Annotated in this window: 16 protein-coding genes; 15 read left to right on the top strand and 1 reads right to left on the bottom strand. The window is 46.8% G+C overall.

Going from position 1 to position 17,807, the window contains the following annotated elements:
• Nucleotides 1-33: 33 nt before the first annotated feature.
• From pyk to KNQ12_RS04745, 6 genes are all read left to right on the top strand, one after another.
• Nucleotides 34-1,782: a pyruvate kinase gene (gene pyk, locus KNQ12_RS04770; RefSeq protein WP_058264723.1), complete on the top strand. Its 1,749-nt coding sequence runs from the start codon at nucleotides 34-36 to the stop codon at nucleotides 1,780-1,782.
• Nucleotides 1,783-1,840: 58 nt separating this feature from the next.
• Nucleotides 1,841-2,311 carry a DUF441 domain-containing protein gene (locus tag KNQ12_RS04765; RefSeq protein ID WP_023469036.1) on the top strand — a complete coding sequence of 157 codons (471 nt, stop codon included), beginning with the start codon at nucleotides 1,841-1,843 and terminating at the stop codon, nucleotides 2,309-2,311.
• Nucleotides 2,312-2,529: 218 nt separating this feature from the next.
• Nucleotides 2,530-3,642 carry a citrate synthase gene (citZ, locus tag KNQ12_RS04760; protein WP_023469035.1) on the top strand — a complete coding sequence of 371 codons (1,113 nt, stop codon included), beginning with the start codon at nucleotides 2,530-2,532 and terminating at the stop codon, nucleotides 3,640-3,642.
• 71 nt (nucleotides 3,643-3,713) lie between these two features.
• Entirely contained in the window at nucleotides 3,714-4,988 is a 1,275-nt protein-coding gene (gene icd / locus KNQ12_RS04755; protein ID WP_058703891.1) for an NADP-dependent isocitrate dehydrogenase, read from the top strand.
• Nucleotides 4,989-5,010: 22 nt separating this feature from the next.
• A complete protein-coding gene (gene mdh / locus KNQ12_RS04750; RefSeq protein WP_214746587.1) occupies nucleotides 5,011-5,949 on the top strand; it encodes a malate dehydrogenase in 939 nt (312 codons plus the stop codon).
• 455 nt (nucleotides 5,950-6,404) lie between these two features.
• Nucleotides 6,405-7,544: a zinc-dependent alcohol dehydrogenase gene (locus KNQ12_RS04745; RefSeq protein WP_023469032.1), complete on the top strand. Its 1,140-nt coding sequence runs from the start codon at nucleotides 6,405-6,407 to the stop codon at nucleotides 7,542-7,544.
• A gap of 59 nt (nucleotides 7,545-7,603) precedes the next feature.
• Here KNQ12_RS04745 and KNQ12_RS04740 read toward each other — a convergent pair whose 3' ends face one another.
• The gene (locus KNQ12_RS04740; RefSeq protein ID WP_214746584.1) at nucleotides 7,604-8,029 is read right to left on the bottom strand and encodes a divergent PAP2 family protein; all 426 of its coding nucleotides are present in this window, start codon (nucleotides 8,027-8,029) and stop codon (nucleotides 7,604-7,606) included.
• Between the two features lie 220 nt (nucleotides 8,030-8,249).
• Between KNQ12_RS04740 and KNQ12_RS04735 the strand changes: the two genes are divergently transcribed.
• The 9 genes from KNQ12_RS04735 (at nucleotide 8,250) to nrdR (ending at nucleotide 17,736) form a co-directional block, all read left to right on the top strand.
• The gene (locus KNQ12_RS04735) at nucleotides 8,250-8,960 is read left to right on the top strand and encodes a response regulator transcription factor (RefSeq protein ID WP_058265017.1); all 711 of its coding nucleotides are present in this window, start codon (nucleotides 8,250-8,252) and stop codon (nucleotides 8,958-8,960) included.
• A complete protein-coding gene (gene pnpS, locus KNQ12_RS04730) occupies nucleotides 8,957-10,690 on the top strand; it encodes a two-component system histidine kinase PnpS (protein ID WP_214746581.1) in 1,734 nt (577 codons plus the stop codon). Before KNQ12_RS04735 ends, pnpS begins: the two co-directional genes overlap by 4 nt.
• 212 nt (nucleotides 10,691-10,902) lie before the next feature.
• On the top strand, nucleotides 10,903-13,500 hold the full coding sequence (gene polA, locus KNQ12_RS04725; protein ID WP_035396554.1) for a DNA polymerase I: 2,598 nt from the start codon (nucleotides 10,903-10,905) through the stop codon (nucleotides 13,498-13,500).
• 16 nt (nucleotides 13,501-13,516) lie between these two features.
• Complete coding sequence (mutM, locus tag KNQ12_RS04720) at nucleotides 13,517-14,347, top strand: DNA-formamidopyrimidine glycosylase (RefSeq protein ID WP_035396555.1); 831 nt, start codon at nucleotides 13,517-13,519, stop codon at nucleotides 14,345-14,347.
• Nucleotides 14,344-14,949: a dephospho-CoA kinase gene (coaE, locus tag KNQ12_RS04715; RefSeq protein ID WP_214746578.1), complete on the top strand. Its 606-nt coding sequence runs from the start codon at nucleotides 14,344-14,346 to the stop codon at nucleotides 14,947-14,949. Before mutM ends, coaE begins: the two co-directional genes overlap by 4 nt.
• A gap of 132 nt (nucleotides 14,950-15,081) precedes the next feature.
• Entirely contained in the window at nucleotides 15,082-16,125 is a 1,044-nt protein-coding gene (locus KNQ12_RS04710; RefSeq protein ID WP_214746575.1) for a glyceraldehyde-3-phosphate dehydrogenase, read from the top strand.
• Nucleotides 16,126-16,383: 258 nt separating this feature from the next.
• Complete coding sequence (gene speD / locus KNQ12_RS04705) at nucleotides 16,384-16,770, top strand: adenosylmethionine decarboxylase (protein ID WP_023469024.1); 387 nt, start codon at nucleotides 16,384-16,386, stop codon at nucleotides 16,768-16,770.
• A gap of 107 nt (nucleotides 16,771-16,877) precedes the next feature.
• Nucleotides 16,878-17,246, top strand: a complete 369-nt coding sequence (locus tag KNQ12_RS04700) for a hypothetical protein (RefSeq protein WP_023469023.1) — start codon at nucleotides 16,878-16,880, stop codon at nucleotides 17,244-17,246.
• Nucleotides 17,247-17,259: 13 nt separating this feature from the next.
• A complete protein-coding gene (gene nrdR, locus KNQ12_RS04695) occupies nucleotides 17,260-17,736 on the top strand; it encodes a transcriptional regulator NrdR (protein WP_023469022.1) in 477 nt (158 codons plus the stop codon).
• Nucleotides 17,737-17,807 lie beyond the last annotated feature (71 nt).

Below are 17,807 nucleotides of genomic sequence, written 5' to 3'. Positions count from 1 at the left end.
ACTTGGCCAAACACCGTAGGAGGTTTATGGAATATGCGTAGAACTAAAATTGTATGTACGATCGGACCGGCGTCAGAAAAACGTCTTCCAGAAATGATCGAAGCAGGTATGAACGTCGCTCGTTTGAACTTCTCACACGGCGATTATGAAGAACACGGTGCACGTATCACGGATATCCGTCGTGCAGCGAAAGAAGCAAACAAAATCGTTACGATTCTTCTTGATACGAAAGGTCCAGAAATCCGGACACATTCGTTTGAAGAAGGAAAAGCGCTTCTCGCACGTGGTCAAGAAGTCATCATCGTCAGCGGAGACGCAAACGAAATCGTCGGAACGAAAGATAAATTCTCTGTCACGTATGAAGGACTCTATGATGACGTCGAAGTTGGTTCGATGATCATGCTTGATGACGGTCTCATCGGTCTTCGTGTCACTGAAAAACTTCCGAACCGTGAACTTCGTTGTTCAATCGAAAACGAAGGCGTCATCAAGACGAAAAAAGGCGTTAACTTGCCAAACGTGAAGGTTAATCTTCCTGCTTTGACAGAAAAAGATATTGCGGATATCGAGTTCGGTATCAAGAGCGATATCGATTTGATCGCTGCATCTTTCGTACGCCGTGCGTCAGACGTCGTTGCGATTCGTCAATTGCTTGAGAAAAACAACGCGAGCCATATCAAAATCTTCCCGAAAATCGAGAACCAAGAAGGTGTCGATAACATCGAAGAAATCCTTGCGATTTCGGACGGTTTGATGGTAGCGCGTGGTGACCTCGGTATCGAGATCCCAACGGAAGAAGTCACACCAACTCAAAAAGACTTGATCAAGCTTTGTAACGATTTCGGTAAACCAGTCATTACAGCAACACAAATGCTTGACTCGATGCAGCGTTTCCCACGTCCTACACGTGCTGAAGCATCAGACGTCGCGAACGCGATTCTTGATGGTACGGATGCAATCATGCTTTCAGGTGAGACAGCAGCAGGGGACTACCCAATCGAATCTGTCCAAATGATGCACTCGATCGCAAAACGTACAGAAAAAATGCTCGACTATAAGCTCTTGTTGAAAGATCGTCAGACACGTAGTGAGCACACAGTCACAGATGCAATCGCTCAAGCGGTTACGCACACTGCAATCAACTTGGATGCAAAAGCAATCTTGACTCCAACACAATCGGGTTACACGGCTGCACGTATCTCGAAATACCGTCCAGAGCCAAACATCGTCGCGGTTACACCAAGCGCACGTGTCGCACGTCAGTTGAACATCGTATGGGGCGTGTACCCAATCGTCGTTGATCATCTTTCAGACAACACGGATGACATGTTGACACTTGCTGCGGACACAGCAAAAGACGCTGGTTTCGTCACAGATGGTGATCTTGTCGTCATCTCAGCAGGTATCCCTGCTTTGACTGCTGGTACAACGAACATGTTGAAAATCCACATCGTCGGTAAAGAGATCGCAAACGGTCGTGGAATCGGTGAGCGTGGAGTCGTTGGCGAAGTCGTCATCGCAAACAACGCAGAAGAAGCAAACGCGAAAGCGAAGCCAGGCATGATTCTCGTTACGAACTCAACTGATCGTGACATGATGCCTGCAATCGAGATGGCTGCAGCGATGATCACAGTTGATGGCGGATTGACAAGCCATGCTGGAATCGTTGGACCATCACTCGGTAAACCAGTCATCGTTGGTGTCGAAGATGCATTGACAGTCTTCAAAGACGGTCAAATGATCTCAATCGATCCATTGACAGGTAAACTATATAACGCATAATCCATTCATGACGGACGTGACTTAGGTCATGTCCGTCTTTTTTGTATGAGGAGGACGTATGGAAGCTTATCTTTTTTTGATTGCCCTCGTCTTCATCGGGGTCATCGCACAAAACAAATCATTAATCATCGCTGCAGCCTTCCTGCTGATCATCAAGGCAATTGGGCTGGATGGTAGACTGTTTCCTTCCTTGCAGGCAAAAGGGATCACGTGGGGCGTCACATTGATCACGGCAGCGATCCTCGTACCGATTGCAGCAGGGGATATCGGATTTAAGGAGCTGCTCCAAAGTATTCGGGGACATATCGGCATCATCTCATTTTTATCAGGAATTTTTGTTGCAATCGTCGCAGCACACGGTGTTGGACTGATGAAAGAAGATCCACTCGTGACGACAGCCTTGCTAGCTGGAACAATTCTTGCAGTCGGACTTTTCCGAGGGGTACCGGTCGGACCATTGATTGGTGCTGGAATCGCGGCGCTCGTCATCGGAATGTGGGATGTCATCGCAAAAGCGTTCACAGGATGAGCCGAATCAGCAAAGTTACTGAATTAATTTTTTGATAATAGTATGCAAGTTCATTCACTTTTTGGGTATTTTTGTTTATACTAAGAACAGAAACAAGATGGTCTATTCAAGAGTACAGCGCTACAAGCATGGGGAACGGCTCTTGAGTGGACGTCTTTTTTTCAATACGGAAATGAAAGCGTTTTAAATTTCTGGGGAAAAAAAGGGGGATTATTGTCATGACGCAAACTAAAGGTTTAGAAGGAATCGTCGCGACTTCATCGAAAATCAGTTCGATCATCGATGGTCAATTGACGTATGGCGGTTATACGATTGATGATTTGGCGGAGCACGCCTCATTTGAGGAAGTCGTCTTCTTATTGTGGAACGACCGTCTACCAAAAGAAGAGGAATTGAAGCAACTATCGGAAGCACTCATTTCCGAAGCAACGGTTGCGACTGCCGTTCTTGAAACAATGAAGGCAGCACCGAAGTCGGCGAATGCGATGGCAACGATTCGAACAGCGCTCTCGCAACTCGCGCTTTACGATGAGACATCGGAAGATATGTCGACTGAGGCGAATTACGCTAAAGCCATCAAATTACAGGCACAAATCGCAACACTCGTCACAGCTTACGCCCGTATCAAAAAAGGACAAGAGCCGATTGCACCTAAAACAGGTCTTTCATACGCAGGAAACTTCTTGTTCATGTTGACGGGTGAAGAGCCAACGGAAGTTGCAGAAAAAGCCTTCAACCAAGCGCTCGTTCTTCACGCTGACCACGAGTTGAACGCTTCGACGTTCACAGCACGCGTGTGTGTCGCGACACTCTCAGATGTCTATTCAGGTGTGACGGCAGCGATGGGCGCATTAAAAGGACCACTTCACGGTGGCGCGAACGAAGCCGTCATGAAGATGTTGTTAGAAATTGATTCGGTTGAAAAGGTTGACGAGTATGTTCATAATAAACTTGAGAACAAGCAAAAAATCATGGGCTTCGGTCACCGTGTCTACAAGGACGGCGATCCACGTGCGAAGCACCTTCAAGAAATGAGTCGTCAGCTGACTGCTCAAATCGGGGAGCCGAAATGGTATGAGATGTCAGTTAAGATCGACGAAATCGTCCAATCGGAAAAAGGATTGAAACCAAATGTTGATTTCTATTCCGCTTCTACGTACCATGCACTTGGACTTGATACAGAACTATTCACTCCAATCTTTGCAGTAAGTCGGATGTCAGGTTGGTTGGCGCACATTTTAGAGCAGTATAGCGATAACCGTCTGATTCGCCCGCGTGCAGACTACACGGGTGAAACGCACCGGACATACGTGTCCATCCAAGAACGTTAAAAGGACGGGGAGGAGCAATCCTCTCCTGATTTTTGATGTAGATTACAATTACTTAAGGGGGATTTTTAGACATGGCTACACTTCAAGGCGAAAACATCACAGTAACTAACGGTACACTTCAAGTTCCAAACGCTCCAATCATTCCGTTCATCATTGGTGACGGAACAGGACCTGATATCTGGAACGCAGCGGTACGTGTGTTTGATGCAGCAGTTGAAAAAGCATACAACGGTGAAAAGAAAATCGAATGGAAAGAAGTCTACGCTGGTGAAAAAGCATTCAACAAAACAGGCAACTGGTTACCGGAAGAGACACTTGACCTCATTCGCGAGCACATCATCGCAATCAAAGGACCACTTACGACACCAGTCGGCGGCGGAATCCGTTCGTTGAACGTTGCTCTACGTCAAGAACTTGATTTGTACACATGCCTTCGTCCAGTTCGTTACTTCACAGGTGTTCCTTCACCGGTTAAACGCCCAGAAGATACAGACATGGTCATCTTCCGTGAAAATACTGAAGACATCTACGCAGGAATCGAATACGCAGAAGGTAGCGAAGGCGCTGCAAAACTGCTTGAGTTCCTTCAAAACGAAATGGGTGTCAATAAAATCCGCTTCCCTGAGACATCTGGTCTTGGAATCAAACCGATTTCAAAAGAGGGAACAGAACGCCTCGTTCGTGCAGCGATCGAATACGCACTTGAGCACAAGCGCGCTTCGTTGACGCTCGTTCACAAAGGAAACATCATGAAGTTCACTGAGGGAGCTTTCAAAAACTGGGGTTATGAGCTTGCTGAGCGTGAATACGCAGAGCACGTCTTCACTTGGAACCAGTATGATCGTATCAAGGAAGAAGAAGGAACAGATGCTGCGAACAAAGCACAAGCAGACGCAGAAGCTGCTGGTAAGTTGATCGTGAAAGACTCAATCGCTGATATCTTCTTACAACAAATCTTGACTCGTCCAAAAGAGTTCGATGTCGTTGCGACAATGAACTTGAACGGTGACTACATCTCAGATGCACTTGCTGCACAAGTCGGTGGTATCGGAATCGCACCTGGAGCAAACATCAACTACATGACAGGTCATGCGATCTTTGAAGCCACTCACGGTACAGCACCGAAATACGCTGGACTTGATAAAGTAAACCCATCGTCTGTCATCTTGTCAGGCGAAATGATGTTCCGTCACCTCGGCTGGAACGAAGCAGCAGATCTCATCATCAAATCGATGGAAACATCGATTGAATCGAAAGTTGTCACATACGACTTCGCACGTCTCATGGATGGTGCGACTGAAGTGAAGTGTTCTGAATTCGCGGACGAACTCATCAAAAACATGTAATCCGATCAGGAGGAATGAGTCGATGAACAGACGGAAGAAGATCGCAGTCATAGGAAGTGGCTTTACGGGCGCAACGACAGCACTCTATCTTGCTCAGCGAGAGCTAGGAGATGTCGTCCTCGTCGACCGACCCGAGCAAGAGAATCCGACGAAAGGAAAGGCGCTCGATATGCAAGAGGCAGCGCCGATCCTCGGGTTTGATGCTTCAGTAAAAGGGACATCGAACTATGCCGACATCAACGGTGCGGATATCGTCGTCATCACTGCCGGTATCGCTCGGAAGCCAGGGATGAGCCGTGAGGACCTCGTGAGTACGAATGCTGCCGTCATGACGGCTGTGACGAAGGAAATCGTCGCGCATGCACCGGAATCGATCATCATTGTTTTGACGAATCCGGTCGATGCGATGACGTATACAGTCTATCAAGCATCTGGTTTTCCAAAAGAGCGTGTCATCGGTCAATCCGGTGTCCTCGACACGGCACGTTTCCGGACATTCTTAGCAGAGGAACTGAACGTTTCTGTAAAGGATGTATCGGGATTCGTACTCGGAGGACACGGAGATGACATGGTGCCGCTACTGCGCTATTCTCAGGCAGGAGGCATTCCAATCGAGAGACTGATATCCAAGGAGCGGTTAGAGGCGATCGTTGACCGAACACGTAAAGGCGGCGGTGAAATCGTTCAGTTACTCGGAAGCGGTTCCGCTTACTACGCACCGGCAGCAGCAATTGCTGAGATGGTCGAGGCGATCTTGAAGGACCAGCGACGTATTCTACCTGCCATTGCTTATCTCGAAGGCGAATATGGATATGACGATATGTATTTCGGTGTACCGGTCATTCTTGGCGGAAACGGTGTTGAGCATGTCTATGAACTCGAACTGACGACTGAAGAGCAAGAGGCTTTGAATCGCTCTGCCTCTACAGTCCGTTCTGTACTCGACTTATTAAAATCTTGATTCTAAAAAAAGACGAACTTGTCGAAAGTGACAAGTTCGTCTTTTTTGTCTCGTCATAACCGATGAGGAGAAGCATAGTGCGATAACTTGGCATACCAAGGACAAATCAGTATAAGAAGAAACGTCAGCCAAGGAATCAAATATCCGATTCGAAGGAAGTGACCTTGATGTTCCATATGTAGATGTTGTCGGTTTTGACAATGTGGACAGGGGAGTCCGTGAGCAGACCAGATTAAACGATAGATTGTTCGAGCAGACCAGGATTGACGACAAACGGTGCATCGTGCCACGCGAGTGCCTCCTTTCATTCATAGGTTAATTGTGTAAAGTGTGTTTTTCACAACATACGATATATATAGGAGAAAAGTTCCAATTTCAATAAACATGTATAAAAAAAGATTGTATTAGGGTAAGGACAAAGGTACGTCATTCTATTCCACTAAGGGGGATGCCACATGCGCGCCGTAACGTACCAAGGAGCAAAAGATGTTCAAGTCAAACAAGTCCAGGATCCATCGATTGATAAAAACGATGATATCATCGTTAAAATCACTTCGACTGCCATTTGTGGATCAGATTTACACATCTATCAAGGGAATATGCCGGCTCACAAGGATTATGTCATTGGTCATGAACCGATGGGCATCGTTGAAGAAGTTGGACCAGGTGTGACGAAGGTCAAGCGTGGTGATCGCGTCGTGTTACCGTTTAATGTTGCTTGTGGTCACTGTTTCTTTTGTGAACATGATATGGAGAGTCAATGTGATAACTCGAACGGAAATCCCCATGTTGATACAGGTGGGTACTTCGGCTTTACAGAAGAGTTTGGTGGACATCCCGGTGGTCAGGCGGAATATTTAAAAGTTCCGTTCGGGAATTTCATGCCACTCGTGATTCCTGAATCATGTGAATTAGAAGATGAGGCACTATTGTTTTTATCTGACGTTTTACCTACGGCGTATTGGAGTGTTCTGCATGCGGGTGTGAAAAAAGGAGATACAGTCGTTGTACTCGGATCAGGACCAGTTGGACTAATGACACAAAAATTTGCATGGATGCAAGGGGCAAAGCGAGTCATTGCGGTAGATGATCAAGTGTATCGATTAAATCATGCTAAAGTCACGAATAAAGTCGAGACAGTAAATTTCTCAGATCACGCAGAAAGTGGTGCGTATATTAAAGAGCTGACACAAGGTGGGGCAGACGTCGTAATTGATTGCGTCGGTTTTGATGGGAAGATGTCCCCTGTAGAAAAAATTGAACAAAAGATTGGTCTGCAAGGTGGAACGTTGAGTGCCATTGACATTGCAAAGGACGCTGTCCGGAAATTTGGTACTGTGCAGTTGACAGGCGTCTACGCTAAAAAATATAATCAGTTTCCGCTTGGCGATTTCTTTACCCGAAATATTACGCTGAAAATGGGACAAGCACCAGTCATTCATTTGATGCCGGAACTATTCCAGAAAATCATCAATCAAGAATTTGATCCGACGGATATCGTGACACACCGAGTGGCACTTGATGATGCTGCTTCTGCCTATCAGACATTTAATGATCGGACAGATGGATGCATCAAGGTCGTCTTGAAACCATAAGCTATATCATACTCAAACAGCCCATCCGATTATTGGATGGGCTGTTGTACATCATAGGATTAAAAGAAGAAGACGGGCCATAGAAGACCGACGACTAGTCCGAGTAACAGACCGACGAACACCTGAAACTCGGTATGACCGACGAGCTCATTCAGAAGAGGGGTCTCATGACGAATTCCTTTGAAATAATCATTGAGTAATTTTGCCTGAACACCGACTGCTTGTCTGACACCCGTTGCGTCATACATGATGATCGTGGCAAATATAGCAGCTAGTGCGAAGAGTGAGGACGAGAAGCCTTCCTGAAAACCGATGACCACGGCTAAGGCGACGACAGTCGAGCTATGTGAACTAGGCATACCACCAGAAGCAAACATGATTTCCAGGTCGAACTTTCGTGTCCGTACCAAACTCGTGACAAGCTTCGCTGCTTGGGCGATGAACCACGCCGTAATGGCTGCAAAAAGGGGATGGTTCCATTCCATACATTCTACCTCCTACAATTGACGATATGTATTGTTTCCCCGTTTTATTAGCTTTTACACGAATGATCTAGTGAGATTCGGCATCTCCTTTAAAGATTGTGTAAAGAAACAGCAGAAAGATTTGTGATTTTCCTGTGAAAGTCGGTAAGATGAAGACAGACGAAGCGGATTCCACGGAATTCCTCATTCGAAAGAACGAAACTTGAGGGGGATGCAAGGTTTGAAAGATAAAATTATCGTGGTAGATGATGAATTGTCGATTGCAACACTGTTGAAGTTTAATCTAGAGCAGGCTGGTTTCGTCGTCGAAACGGCACATGATGGGATGTCAGGTTTAAAATTAGCGGAAAAACAAGATGCCGCATTGATCGTACTAGATCTCATGTTGCCGGAACTCGATGGTTTGGAGGTATGTAAACGACTACGCCAGCAAAAAATCAATACGCCGATTTTGATGCTGACGGCAAAGGATGATGAGTTCGATAAAGTCCTTGGTCTGGAACTCGGTGCGGACGATTATCTGACGAAACCATTTAGTCCACGTGAAGTCGTCGCCCGTGTGAAAGCGATTTTACGACGGATGAGTCATCAGACAACACCTTCAGAAGAAGTGACGGATGGGACGATTCTGATTGGTGATGTCAAGATCGTTCCAGATAACTACGAAGCTTTCAAAGCAGAAGAGCGTCTTGAACTGACACCTAAGGAATTCGAATTGCTCGTATATCTTGCTAAAAATAAGGGGCGTGTCCTGACACGCGATCAACTCTTATCCGCAATCTGGAACTATGATTTCGTCGGCGACACACGAATCGTGGATGTGCACATTAGCCATGTCCGTGAAAAAATCGAGCCGAATACGAAAAAACCGATTTACATCAAAACGATTCGTGGTCTCGGGTATAAGATGGAGGAGCCGAAACCGGAATGAGTAAGTATCGCAAGCGATTCATCTTTAAAATGTTTTCATTCATCAGTCTCGTGCTGATTGCACTCGGTTTCTTACTTGGACAATCCTTCAAAGAATTTTATGTCCAAAATGAAAAAGAAAAATTGATGGATGAGACTTCTCTTGTCGAGACGATCTTACAAGGGCGCGATGTTTCGGAGATGGCCCAGTACGTGAATCAGTTGTACGCGGAATCAAACTTCGATATGATTTTATTCAATAGTCGGGGTGAAATCATTGCCGGTACACCGGTTGATGTGACGAAACTGAAAGTCGCGACCCTCAATTTTTCAGCGATTCCTGATGAGGGTACGTTTGAATCGAAAACAGATGACAGTGTCGTCCAATTCACGAAGCCTGTTCCGACAGCGGACGGTGGTGAGGTATATGTCAGTTTCATTCGTTATGCAAAAGACTTGAACGTCATTTATTCACGGATTTGGACGGTCATCATTCTGTCCCTACTCGCCTCGTTAGTGATCATATTCTTGACGATCTATCGGTCGACGAAACGATTTCTACGTCCAATCGCAGAAGCAACAGATGTTTTACATGAACTGTCGCACGGGAACTACAAGTCGCGTGTGTATGAATTAGCGGCACCGGATGAATCACGCGATTTAGGGCGCTCTATCAATCTATTAGCGCGAAATCTCGAAAACGCATCGTCTGGTGAAGCAATGCAACGAGCACGTCTCGAATCTTTGATCGAATACATGGGCGCCGGTCTTATGTTGATTGATGAGAAGGGCTACGTCCTGCTCGTCAACCGGACGTATCGGGAAATGTTCAACATTCATGAACCGTCTAGTGGGAAGCTGTACTATCGTGTACTTCCGAACGAAAAAATGAGTCAGGTGATTGAAGATGTCTATCTGACGGAAAAACCGAATCGAAAGCAGTCGAGTGTTCGATTTGGCATCAATAGCCGGACGTTCATGGTCAGTGCCGCTCCGATTTTCGATAAGAACGGTCGCGTGCAGGGAACGACCGTCGTCTTTAACGACATCACGGAAATCAAAAAACTGGAACAAATGCGTAAAGACTTCGTCGCGAATGTCAGCCATGAATTAAAGACACCATTGACGTCCATTAAAGGATTTGCGGAAACGTTACTCGATGGTGCGCAAGAGGTTCCGGAAATCCGAGAGCAGTTCTTACGGATCATCCACGATGAATCGGAACGAATGCAGACATTGGTAGAAGATTTGCTTGAGCTGTCTCGTTTAGAACAAGATAACTATCAGCTCGAGACTGCAATCGTTGACGTGACAAGTCTCGTTCGGGAGACAGCAGCACTCCTGCATCGACGAGCAACAGAAAAAGAGATGACGATTCATATCGAAATGGAAGAGGAAGTCTTCATCCGAGCAGATCTGAATCGTCTGAAACAGGTCGTCGTCAACTTGGTTGCGAATGCGTTGAATTATACGCCGAACGGCGGCAACGTCTGGATTCAGCTCGAGGATGGAGAAGAGTCTGTCCAACTCATCATCAAAGATGACGGAATTGGTATTCATCCGAAAGAAACCCAACGAATCTTCGAACGTTTCTATCGTGTCGATAAGGCACGAAGCCGTAATTCTGGGGGAACGGGTCTTGGACTAGCCATCGTCAAACACATTGTCGACCTCCATCACGGTGAGATCGAAATCGCATCGGAAGAGCACAAAGGCACGACATTTACGATTCGTTTACCAAAACATGGCTGAATTTCACAGTGGATTCACATTTCCTTAATAGATGTATCTTATGATGAAAGTACCTTCTTCATCATCTGTATGGCGACTGGATCAGCTCCCATGTCGTCATGCCCTTGGCGGTTGACTCTCCGTGAGTCAATCGTCTTTTTTTGGTCATTTTTAGCGAACAAATGTGTGTAGAGTGATACAATAGGAACAGAAAATCGATTAAAGGGGCGTAGATGATGGAAAATAAATTGCTATTGATTGATGGGAACTCGTTGACCTATCGGGCGTTTTTCGCCTTACCACCAATGACGGATGCGCAAGGACGAAATACGAACGCAGCTTATGGCTTTACGATGATGTTATTGAAGTTGCTCGAGGAAGAACAACCGACACATATGCTCGTTGCCTTCGATGCTTCGAGTGAAACGTTCCGTCATGATGTCTATCAGGAGTATAAGGGAAGTCGGGAAAAGACACCGTCCGAACTACGTGAGCAATTCCCAATCGTCCGGGATATCTGTGAAGCGCTCGGTATTCAAATGATGGAACTCCATCGCTATGAGGCAGATGATTTGATTGGTACGCTCGCACGAACGATGTCGACGGATCGGACGCGGATCGTCACAGGTGATAAAGATTTACTTCAACTTGTCACAGATAAGGTCGAAGTCTTGATCACGAAGCGTGGGATCACGGACGTCCAGTGCATGACGGAGGAACTGTTCGCTGAGACGTATGGTGGTCTAAAGCCGATTCAAATGATTGACCTGAAGGGGTTAATGGGGGATAAGTCGGATAACATTCCAGGGATTCCTGGGATTGGTGAAAAGACGGCGGTAAAATTGATTTCGGCATACGGTTCTGTCGAAGGACTGTATGAACATGTTGAAGACTTAAAAGGGAAGCAGAAGGAAAAAGTCATCGCGAACGAAGAACTCGCACGACTATCGAAAGAACTTGCGACGATTAAAGTTGATGTCCCGCTCGAGACGACGCTAGAGGATTTGCAAATTCGCGACGTTGATACCCAAGTGCCGTATTCGTTGTTCCAGTCGCTTGGCTTCAAGTCGTTGACGAATCGATTTGCTCCTGTCGTCAAAGAAGAGGATAAAGAGCAGTTGAACGTCGTGACGATCACTTCACTTCCTGAAGACGTCACCGATGCGGTGTTGCTTGCTGAACAGCTACGAGAGGATTACATGGAAGAAGACATCATCGGGTTTGCGATCGCGACGCCTGACACGATCTATGTTGCTGCTCCAACGCTCGTCGAGGATCCGGCATTCCGCCAATGGATCGAGTCGGAACATCGGAAGATTTGTCTCGATGCCAAACAAGTCGCATTCGCGTTGCGTAAGCATGGCTTAACCTTAAACGGTTATGAGGATTTGTTATTAGCGGGTTACTTATTGAATTTAAGTGGCGGCACGACGCTCGCTTCAATTGCTGGTCATTATGCATTGATGGCACCGAACGAAGAAGCGGTCCTCGGTAAGGGAGCGAAACGTCTAGCCCCAGCGGATGACGTATTACACCCTTATCTTGCAGAGAAGGCACGGATGATCGAATTATTGTTCCCGAAAGTCCGGGAAGAGTTGAAGGCGAATCAGCAATATGAGCTGTATGAAACACTAGAGCGTCCATTGTCAGGTGTCCTCGCTGAGATGGAGTGGACCGGGATTCGTGTCGACGTCGCGACCCTCCAATCGATGCAAGCAGATCTTGCCGGACGTTTAACGGAACTTGAGACGTTGGTCTTTGAAGCGGCAGGTGAGTCGTTCAATATCAATTCACCGAAACAACTTGGTGTGATTCTGTTTGAAAAACTCGAACTGCCCGCCTTCAAGAAAACAAAGACCGGCTATTCGACTGCCGCGGACGTCCTTGAAAAACTGCGTCCGTTGCATCCGGTCATCGATCACATCATGTTATACCGGGAGCTCCAAAAATTACAGTCGACGTATGTCGAAGGCTTACAAAAAGTCATCAAGGAAGACGGAAAGATTCATACCCGTTTTGCTCAGACGATTGCCCAGACAGGCCGTTTAAGTTCGGTCAATCCGAACCTTCAGAATATCCCGATTCGGATTGAAGAAGGACGGAAGATTCGAAAAGCCTTCGTTCCAAGTGAAGCAGGCTGGTCACTGTACGCTGCCGATTATTCACAAATCGAATTACGTGTCATGGCCGATATGTCGCAGGATCAGACGCTTGTCGATGCGTTCTTACATGATGAGGACATCCATACCCAAACGGCAAGTAGTGTCTTTGGTGTTGAACCGGAGGATGTCACAGGAAACATGCGTCGTCAGGCGAAAGCCGTCAACTTCGGCATTATTTATGGAATCAGCGATTATGGACTGTCACAAAATTTGAACATCACGCGGAAGGAAGCACAATCGTTCATCGATCGTTATTTCGAGCTGTTCCCGCAAATCAAACAGTTCATGGATACGGCGATCGAGACGGCACGAGCGAATGGATTCGTCGAAACGTTGATGAACCGCCGCCGTAATATTCCGGATATCAATTCGAAAAACTTCAACTTACGCGGTTTTGCGGAACGTACGGCGATCAATACGCCGATTCAAGGTTCGGCTGCGGATATCATTAAAAAAGCGATGCTTGATGTTCATGCTGCCTTACAGGCATCTGATCTGAAAGCGCGTTTGTTATTACAAGTACACGATGAGTTGATTTTTGAAGCACCAGACGAGGAACTCGATGCGCTACAAGCGCTTGTCAAACAAGCGATGGAGCAGACCGTCGAATTATCCGTACCGCTACGCGTCGATGGGGGCGCAGGACATACGTGGTACGAAACGAAGTAAGCAAGGAGGAATAGACGTGCCTGAATTACCTGAAGTCGAGACCGTTCGCCGCAGTTTAGAACGTTCGGTCTCTGGAAAAACAGTCTCTTCCGTCAAAGTCTACCACCCGAAAATGATTCGGGGGATGGAAGTGGCACCATTTGCAGATGCCTTACATCAAGAACGGATCGAACGCGTCGAACGTCGCGGTAAGTTCCTACTCTTTGATTTTGATCGTTTTTATCTCGTCAGCCATTTGCGGATGGAAGGGAAGTACTTCCCGTATCCACAACCGGTCGAGCGGGATAAACATACTCATGTCGTCTTCCGTTTCACGGATGGTTCGGAGCTGCATTACAATGACGTCCGGAAGTTCGGAACGATGGAATTACGTGATAAGGAAACAGCGATGCAAACTGCTCCACTGGCACAGCTGGAGCGTGAACCATTTGATCCAGAGTTCACAGCAGAAGTGTTAGCGGAGAATTTAATTCGTAAAAAAAGAAGTCCAATCAAAACGGCATTGCTCGACCAATCGATCTTCCTTGGTCTCGGTAACATCTATGTCGATGAGACCCTTCATGCGGCACGTGTCCATCCGTTGACGAAGGCTGGTGCCTTGACGCTTGATGATATCTCACGCATCCATCAAGCCGGTGTCGACGTCTTACGACAAGCGGTAGAAGCAGGGGGAAGTACGATCCGAAGTTATGTCTCACCTTCCGGAAAAGGTGAGTTCCAGCTTCAACTCGCGGTATACGGTCAAAAGGGCGAACCATGTCCCCGTTGCGGCACTGCCATTGAAAAAATCAAAGTCGGCGGACGAGGAACGCACTTCTGTCCGACGTGCCAACAGGTCGCCTTATGAGGGTAGGTCTGACGGGTAGTATCGCTACCGGTAAAAGTACGGTCTCTAGCTATCTGAAGCAAAAAGGAATAGCCGTCATCGATGCGGATCTTGTTGCGCGAGAAGTCATTGAACCAGGAGGGCGAGCCTATGATGGGGTCAAGATGGCCTTCCCGGAAGCATTCGAAGAAGGACGTCTCGTTCGTCCAAAACTCGGACAAATCATTTTTCAGGATAGCGAAAAACGACAACAGCTGAATCAGTTGATGCACCCAAGTATTCGACGACAGATGCTTGATGAAGCAGATGCCTATGAACGTTCAGGACATTCGCTCGTCGTATTTGATATTCCGTTATTACTTGAAGGCGATTGGCGGACGCTGTTCGACCGTGTCGTAGTCGTTTATTGTCCGGAAAACATGCAGTTAAGACGATTGATGCAACGTAATGATCTATCGGAAGAAGAAGCATATGCACGTATTCATTCGCAACTTAGCATTGAACAGAAAAAAGAGCTTGCGGATGATGTGTTCTTCAATGATGGGAGTCTTGATTCGTTATATCAACAAATCGATAAATGGTTAGTATCATATGACACCGATAAGCATGAGAGTGGTACATGAAAAGTGTGAAGTGAGAGAAGTTTCCATCTTCTCTCACTTTTTTTAGAGAACATAATGAAATCGCTTACATTTCATGATATAGTTCTATCTGTAAACGGAGCTACATCCGTCACATTGAAGGGGGATCCGCACATGGGAGTCAAGGTGGCAGTCAATGGTTTTGGTCGAATTGGTCGAATGGTCTTTCGACGTCTGATCGCTGAGGGGAAAAGCGAAGTCGTAGCAATCAATGCAAGTTATCCAGTCGAAACACTCGCACATTTAATCAAGTACGACACGGTACATGGAAAATTCAATTATTCGGTCGACATCATCGATGGGGCGTTGATGGTTGACGGAAGACAAATTCAAATCGTCAGTGAACGCAATCCTGAACTATTGCCGTGGGGGGAACTCGGCATCGATATCGTCGTCGAAGCGACAGGAAAGTTCAACTCAGATACGGGTGCTGCGAAGCATTTAGTGGCAGGCGCAAAAAAGGTCGTCATCACGGCACCTGCTAAAGGGGATGTCCGGACGATCGTCATGGGTGTCAATGACGACATGTATGATCATGAAACAGATGCTATCGTCTCGAACGCATCGTGTACGACGAACTGTCTCGCACCTGTCGTGCAAGTCATCGATCGGGCATTCGGAATCGAATCGGGTCTCGTGACGACGGTTCACGCGTTTACGAACGATCAAAATAATATTGATAATCCACATAAGGATTTACGACGCGCCCGTGCATGTGGCTCATCCATCATTCCAACATCGACAGGTGCGGCAAAGGCGATTTCTCTCGTCTTGCCACACTTGGAAGGAAAATTGAATGGACTCGCGCTTCGTGTTCCGACACCGAACGTCTCACTCGTCGATCTCGTCGTCGAAGTCAGTCGCGATACGACGGTTGCCGAAGTGAACGAAGCGTTCACGAAAGCAGCGGACGGTGCGCTTGAAGGCATTCTCGGAATGACGATGGAACCGCTCGTTTCGATCGACTTCAACGGAGAAGAGCGTTCGACGGTCGTCGATGGACTCTCGACGATGGTCATGGGTGGTCGTCAGGTGAAGGTCCTCGCTTGGTACGATAATGAGTGGGGTTACTCCTGCCGCGTCGTCGACCTCGTACACCTTGTTTCGGCGCACTTAGAGGCGATGGGAACGGTTGCAAAAGAACTTGAATTGAATTAATGACAACGGGCAGATCCCAGTAACGACGGGACCTGTCCCGTTTTTTTTCTAGAAATGTATTAATTTTTGAAATTTATCCTTGTGTATCTTTTTGATACTCGCTATAATTCAAATCGTGAACTTCAATCGGTCTGGCAATCGCAGCTTAAAGGGTTAGGACCTCTCTGGACTAACTTTCCCCCGTGGGTGCGAACGACTCAGGCGCAAAGTAAGTGATCAACTACTTTGAAGACCATTGAATGTAGGGGGGATCCACAAATGGATACTATGGGAAGACACATTATTGCAGAACTTTGGGATTGTAATCCTGAAAAATTGAACGACATGGAATTCGTTGAACGACTTTTCGTTGACGCAGCACTTCAAGCAGGTGCAGAAGTACGAGAAGTAGCATTCCACAAGTTTGCACCACACGGCGTCAGTGGCGTCGTCATTATCTCTGAATCGCACTTGACGATTCACAGTTTCCCAGAGCACGGGTATGCATCGGTTGATGTCTTTACTTGTGGGGATCGGATCGATCCAGCCATCGCAGCGAACTACATTGCTGAAAAGCTCGATGCGAAAATCCGTGAAAATGTCGAAATTCCACGTGGTATGGGACCAGTTCAAGTTCCAGCGGCTACTGTCCAGCACGTCAACTGACAACACACACGAATTCGTCAAGCCCTCGTCGTTCAGACGAGGGCTTTTTAATATGTCTGACGTCTGTTATTCTTAATAGTAGAAGAAACAAAGAAAAGAGGATGACCATGGGACTGAAGGAACGCTTGCAAAAACAGCTAGAGACATCCGATACACATAAAAACGAAAATTTACGCACACACTACTATGCGGCAACAGTCGAGATGTTGTTTGCTGGTTTAGAAAATATCTTAAAGCAAGAAGGCGGGACAGTTCGTCGTGTTGACGCGGAACGTGGAGAACTCGCTTTTACATTAAAAGAAGTCGACGGACTCGCGACCGTCATTATGGTGGCGGGCGGACGTACGGCCGTCGATCTATTCTTACATCGTGAAAGTCTTCTCGGACCTGATCTCGAAAAACACATCGAGCGAATCTATGCATCACTTGATGCGGGATATCGATTAAAAATGATTGGAACAAAAGAAATCACGTGAACGGAGGTACGGCATGCGCTGTCCAGCCTGTAATTTTAACGGAACAAAAGTACTGGACTCAAGACCGGTCCAGGATTTCGGTTCGATTCGGAGGAGACGTGAATGTGAGTCTTGCGGCTATCGCTTTACGACTTTCGAAATGGTCGAACAGACCCCTTTAATCATCGTAAAGAAAGACGGAACGCGCGACGAGTTTAATCGTGATAAAATTTTGAGGGGACTAGTGCGTGCCTGTGAAAAACGACCGATTTCGATTGAACAGCTAGAAACAGTCGTCAGTCGGGTCGAAAAGGCATTGCGGGCGACGGCTCAGCATGAGATTCCAAGTGAGCAGGTCGGACGTCTCGTGTTAAATGAATTAGCTTCCGTCGATGAAGTGGCATACGTCCGCTTTGCGAGTGTTTATAAACAATTCAAGGACATCAATGTCTTCTTCCAAGAGCTCTCTGAGCTGATGGAGCGACATCAAGAAAATGACCGTGAAAATTGAACGTGATATAAGAGAGGTCGTCTGTCCGGTCAGCGCACCTCTCTTTTTCTCCCTAAGGAAAGGACGAGTCA

It is taken from the genome of Exiguobacterium sp. s11 (assembly GCF_018619015.1).
GTDB lineage: Bacteria > Bacillota > Bacilli > Exiguobacteriales > Exiguobacteriaceae > Exiguobacterium_A > Exiguobacterium_A indicum.
Note: the sequence above shows the minus strand (reverse complement) of the source record. Positions and strands in the feature narration are given on the sequence as shown.

Bases quoted from the DNA above. Each gene is read 5' to 3' on its own strand.
- pyk (WP_058264723.1), top strand. From the start codon at position 34: ATGCGTAGAACTAAAATTGTATGTACGATCGGACCGGCGTCAGAAAAA.
- KNQ12_RS04765 (WP_023469036.1), top strand. From the start codon at position 1,841: ATGGAAGCTTATCTTTTTTTGATTGCCCTCGTCTTCATCGGGGTCATC.
- citZ (WP_023469035.1), top strand. From the start codon at position 2,530: ATGACGCAAACTAAAGGTTTAGAAGGAATCGTCGCGACTTCATCGAAA.
- icd (WP_058703891.1), top strand. From the start codon at position 3,714: ATGGCTACACTTCAAGGCGAAAACATCACAGTAACTAACGGTACACTT.
- mdh (WP_214746587.1), top strand. From the start codon at position 5,011: ATGAACAGACGGAAGAAGATCGCAGTCATAGGAAGTGGCTTTACGGGC.
- KNQ12_RS04745 (WP_023469032.1), top strand. From the start codon at position 6,405: ATGCGCGCCGTAACGTACCAAGGAGCAAAAGATGTTCAAGTCAAACAA.
- KNQ12_RS04740 (WP_214746584.1), bottom strand. From the start codon at position 8,029: ATGGAATGGAACCATCCCCTTTTTGCAGCCATTACGGCGTGGTTCATC.
- pnpS (WP_214746581.1), top strand. From the start codon at position 8,957: ATGAGTAAGTATCGCAAGCGATTCATCTTTAAAATGTTTTCATTCATC.
- polA (WP_035396554.1), top strand. From the start codon at position 10,903: ATGATGGAAAATAAATTGCTATTGATTGATGGGAACTCGTTGACCTAT.
- coaE (WP_214746578.1), top strand. From the start codon at position 14,344: ATGAGGGTAGGTCTGACGGGTAGTATCGCTACCGGTAAAAGTACGGTC.
- KNQ12_RS04710 (WP_214746575.1), top strand. From the start codon at position 15,082: ATGGGAGTCAAGGTGGCAGTCAATGGTTTTGGTCGAATTGGTCGAATG.
- speD (WP_023469024.1), top strand. From the start codon at position 16,384: ATGGATACTATGGGAAGACACATTATTGCAGAACTTTGGGATTGTAAT.
- KNQ12_RS04700 (WP_023469023.1), top strand. From the start codon at position 16,878: ATGGGACTGAAGGAACGCTTGCAAAAACAGCTAGAGACATCCGATACA.
- nrdR (WP_023469022.1), top strand. From the start codon at position 17,260: ATGCGCTGTCCAGCCTGTAATTTTAACGGAACAAAAGTACTGGACTCA.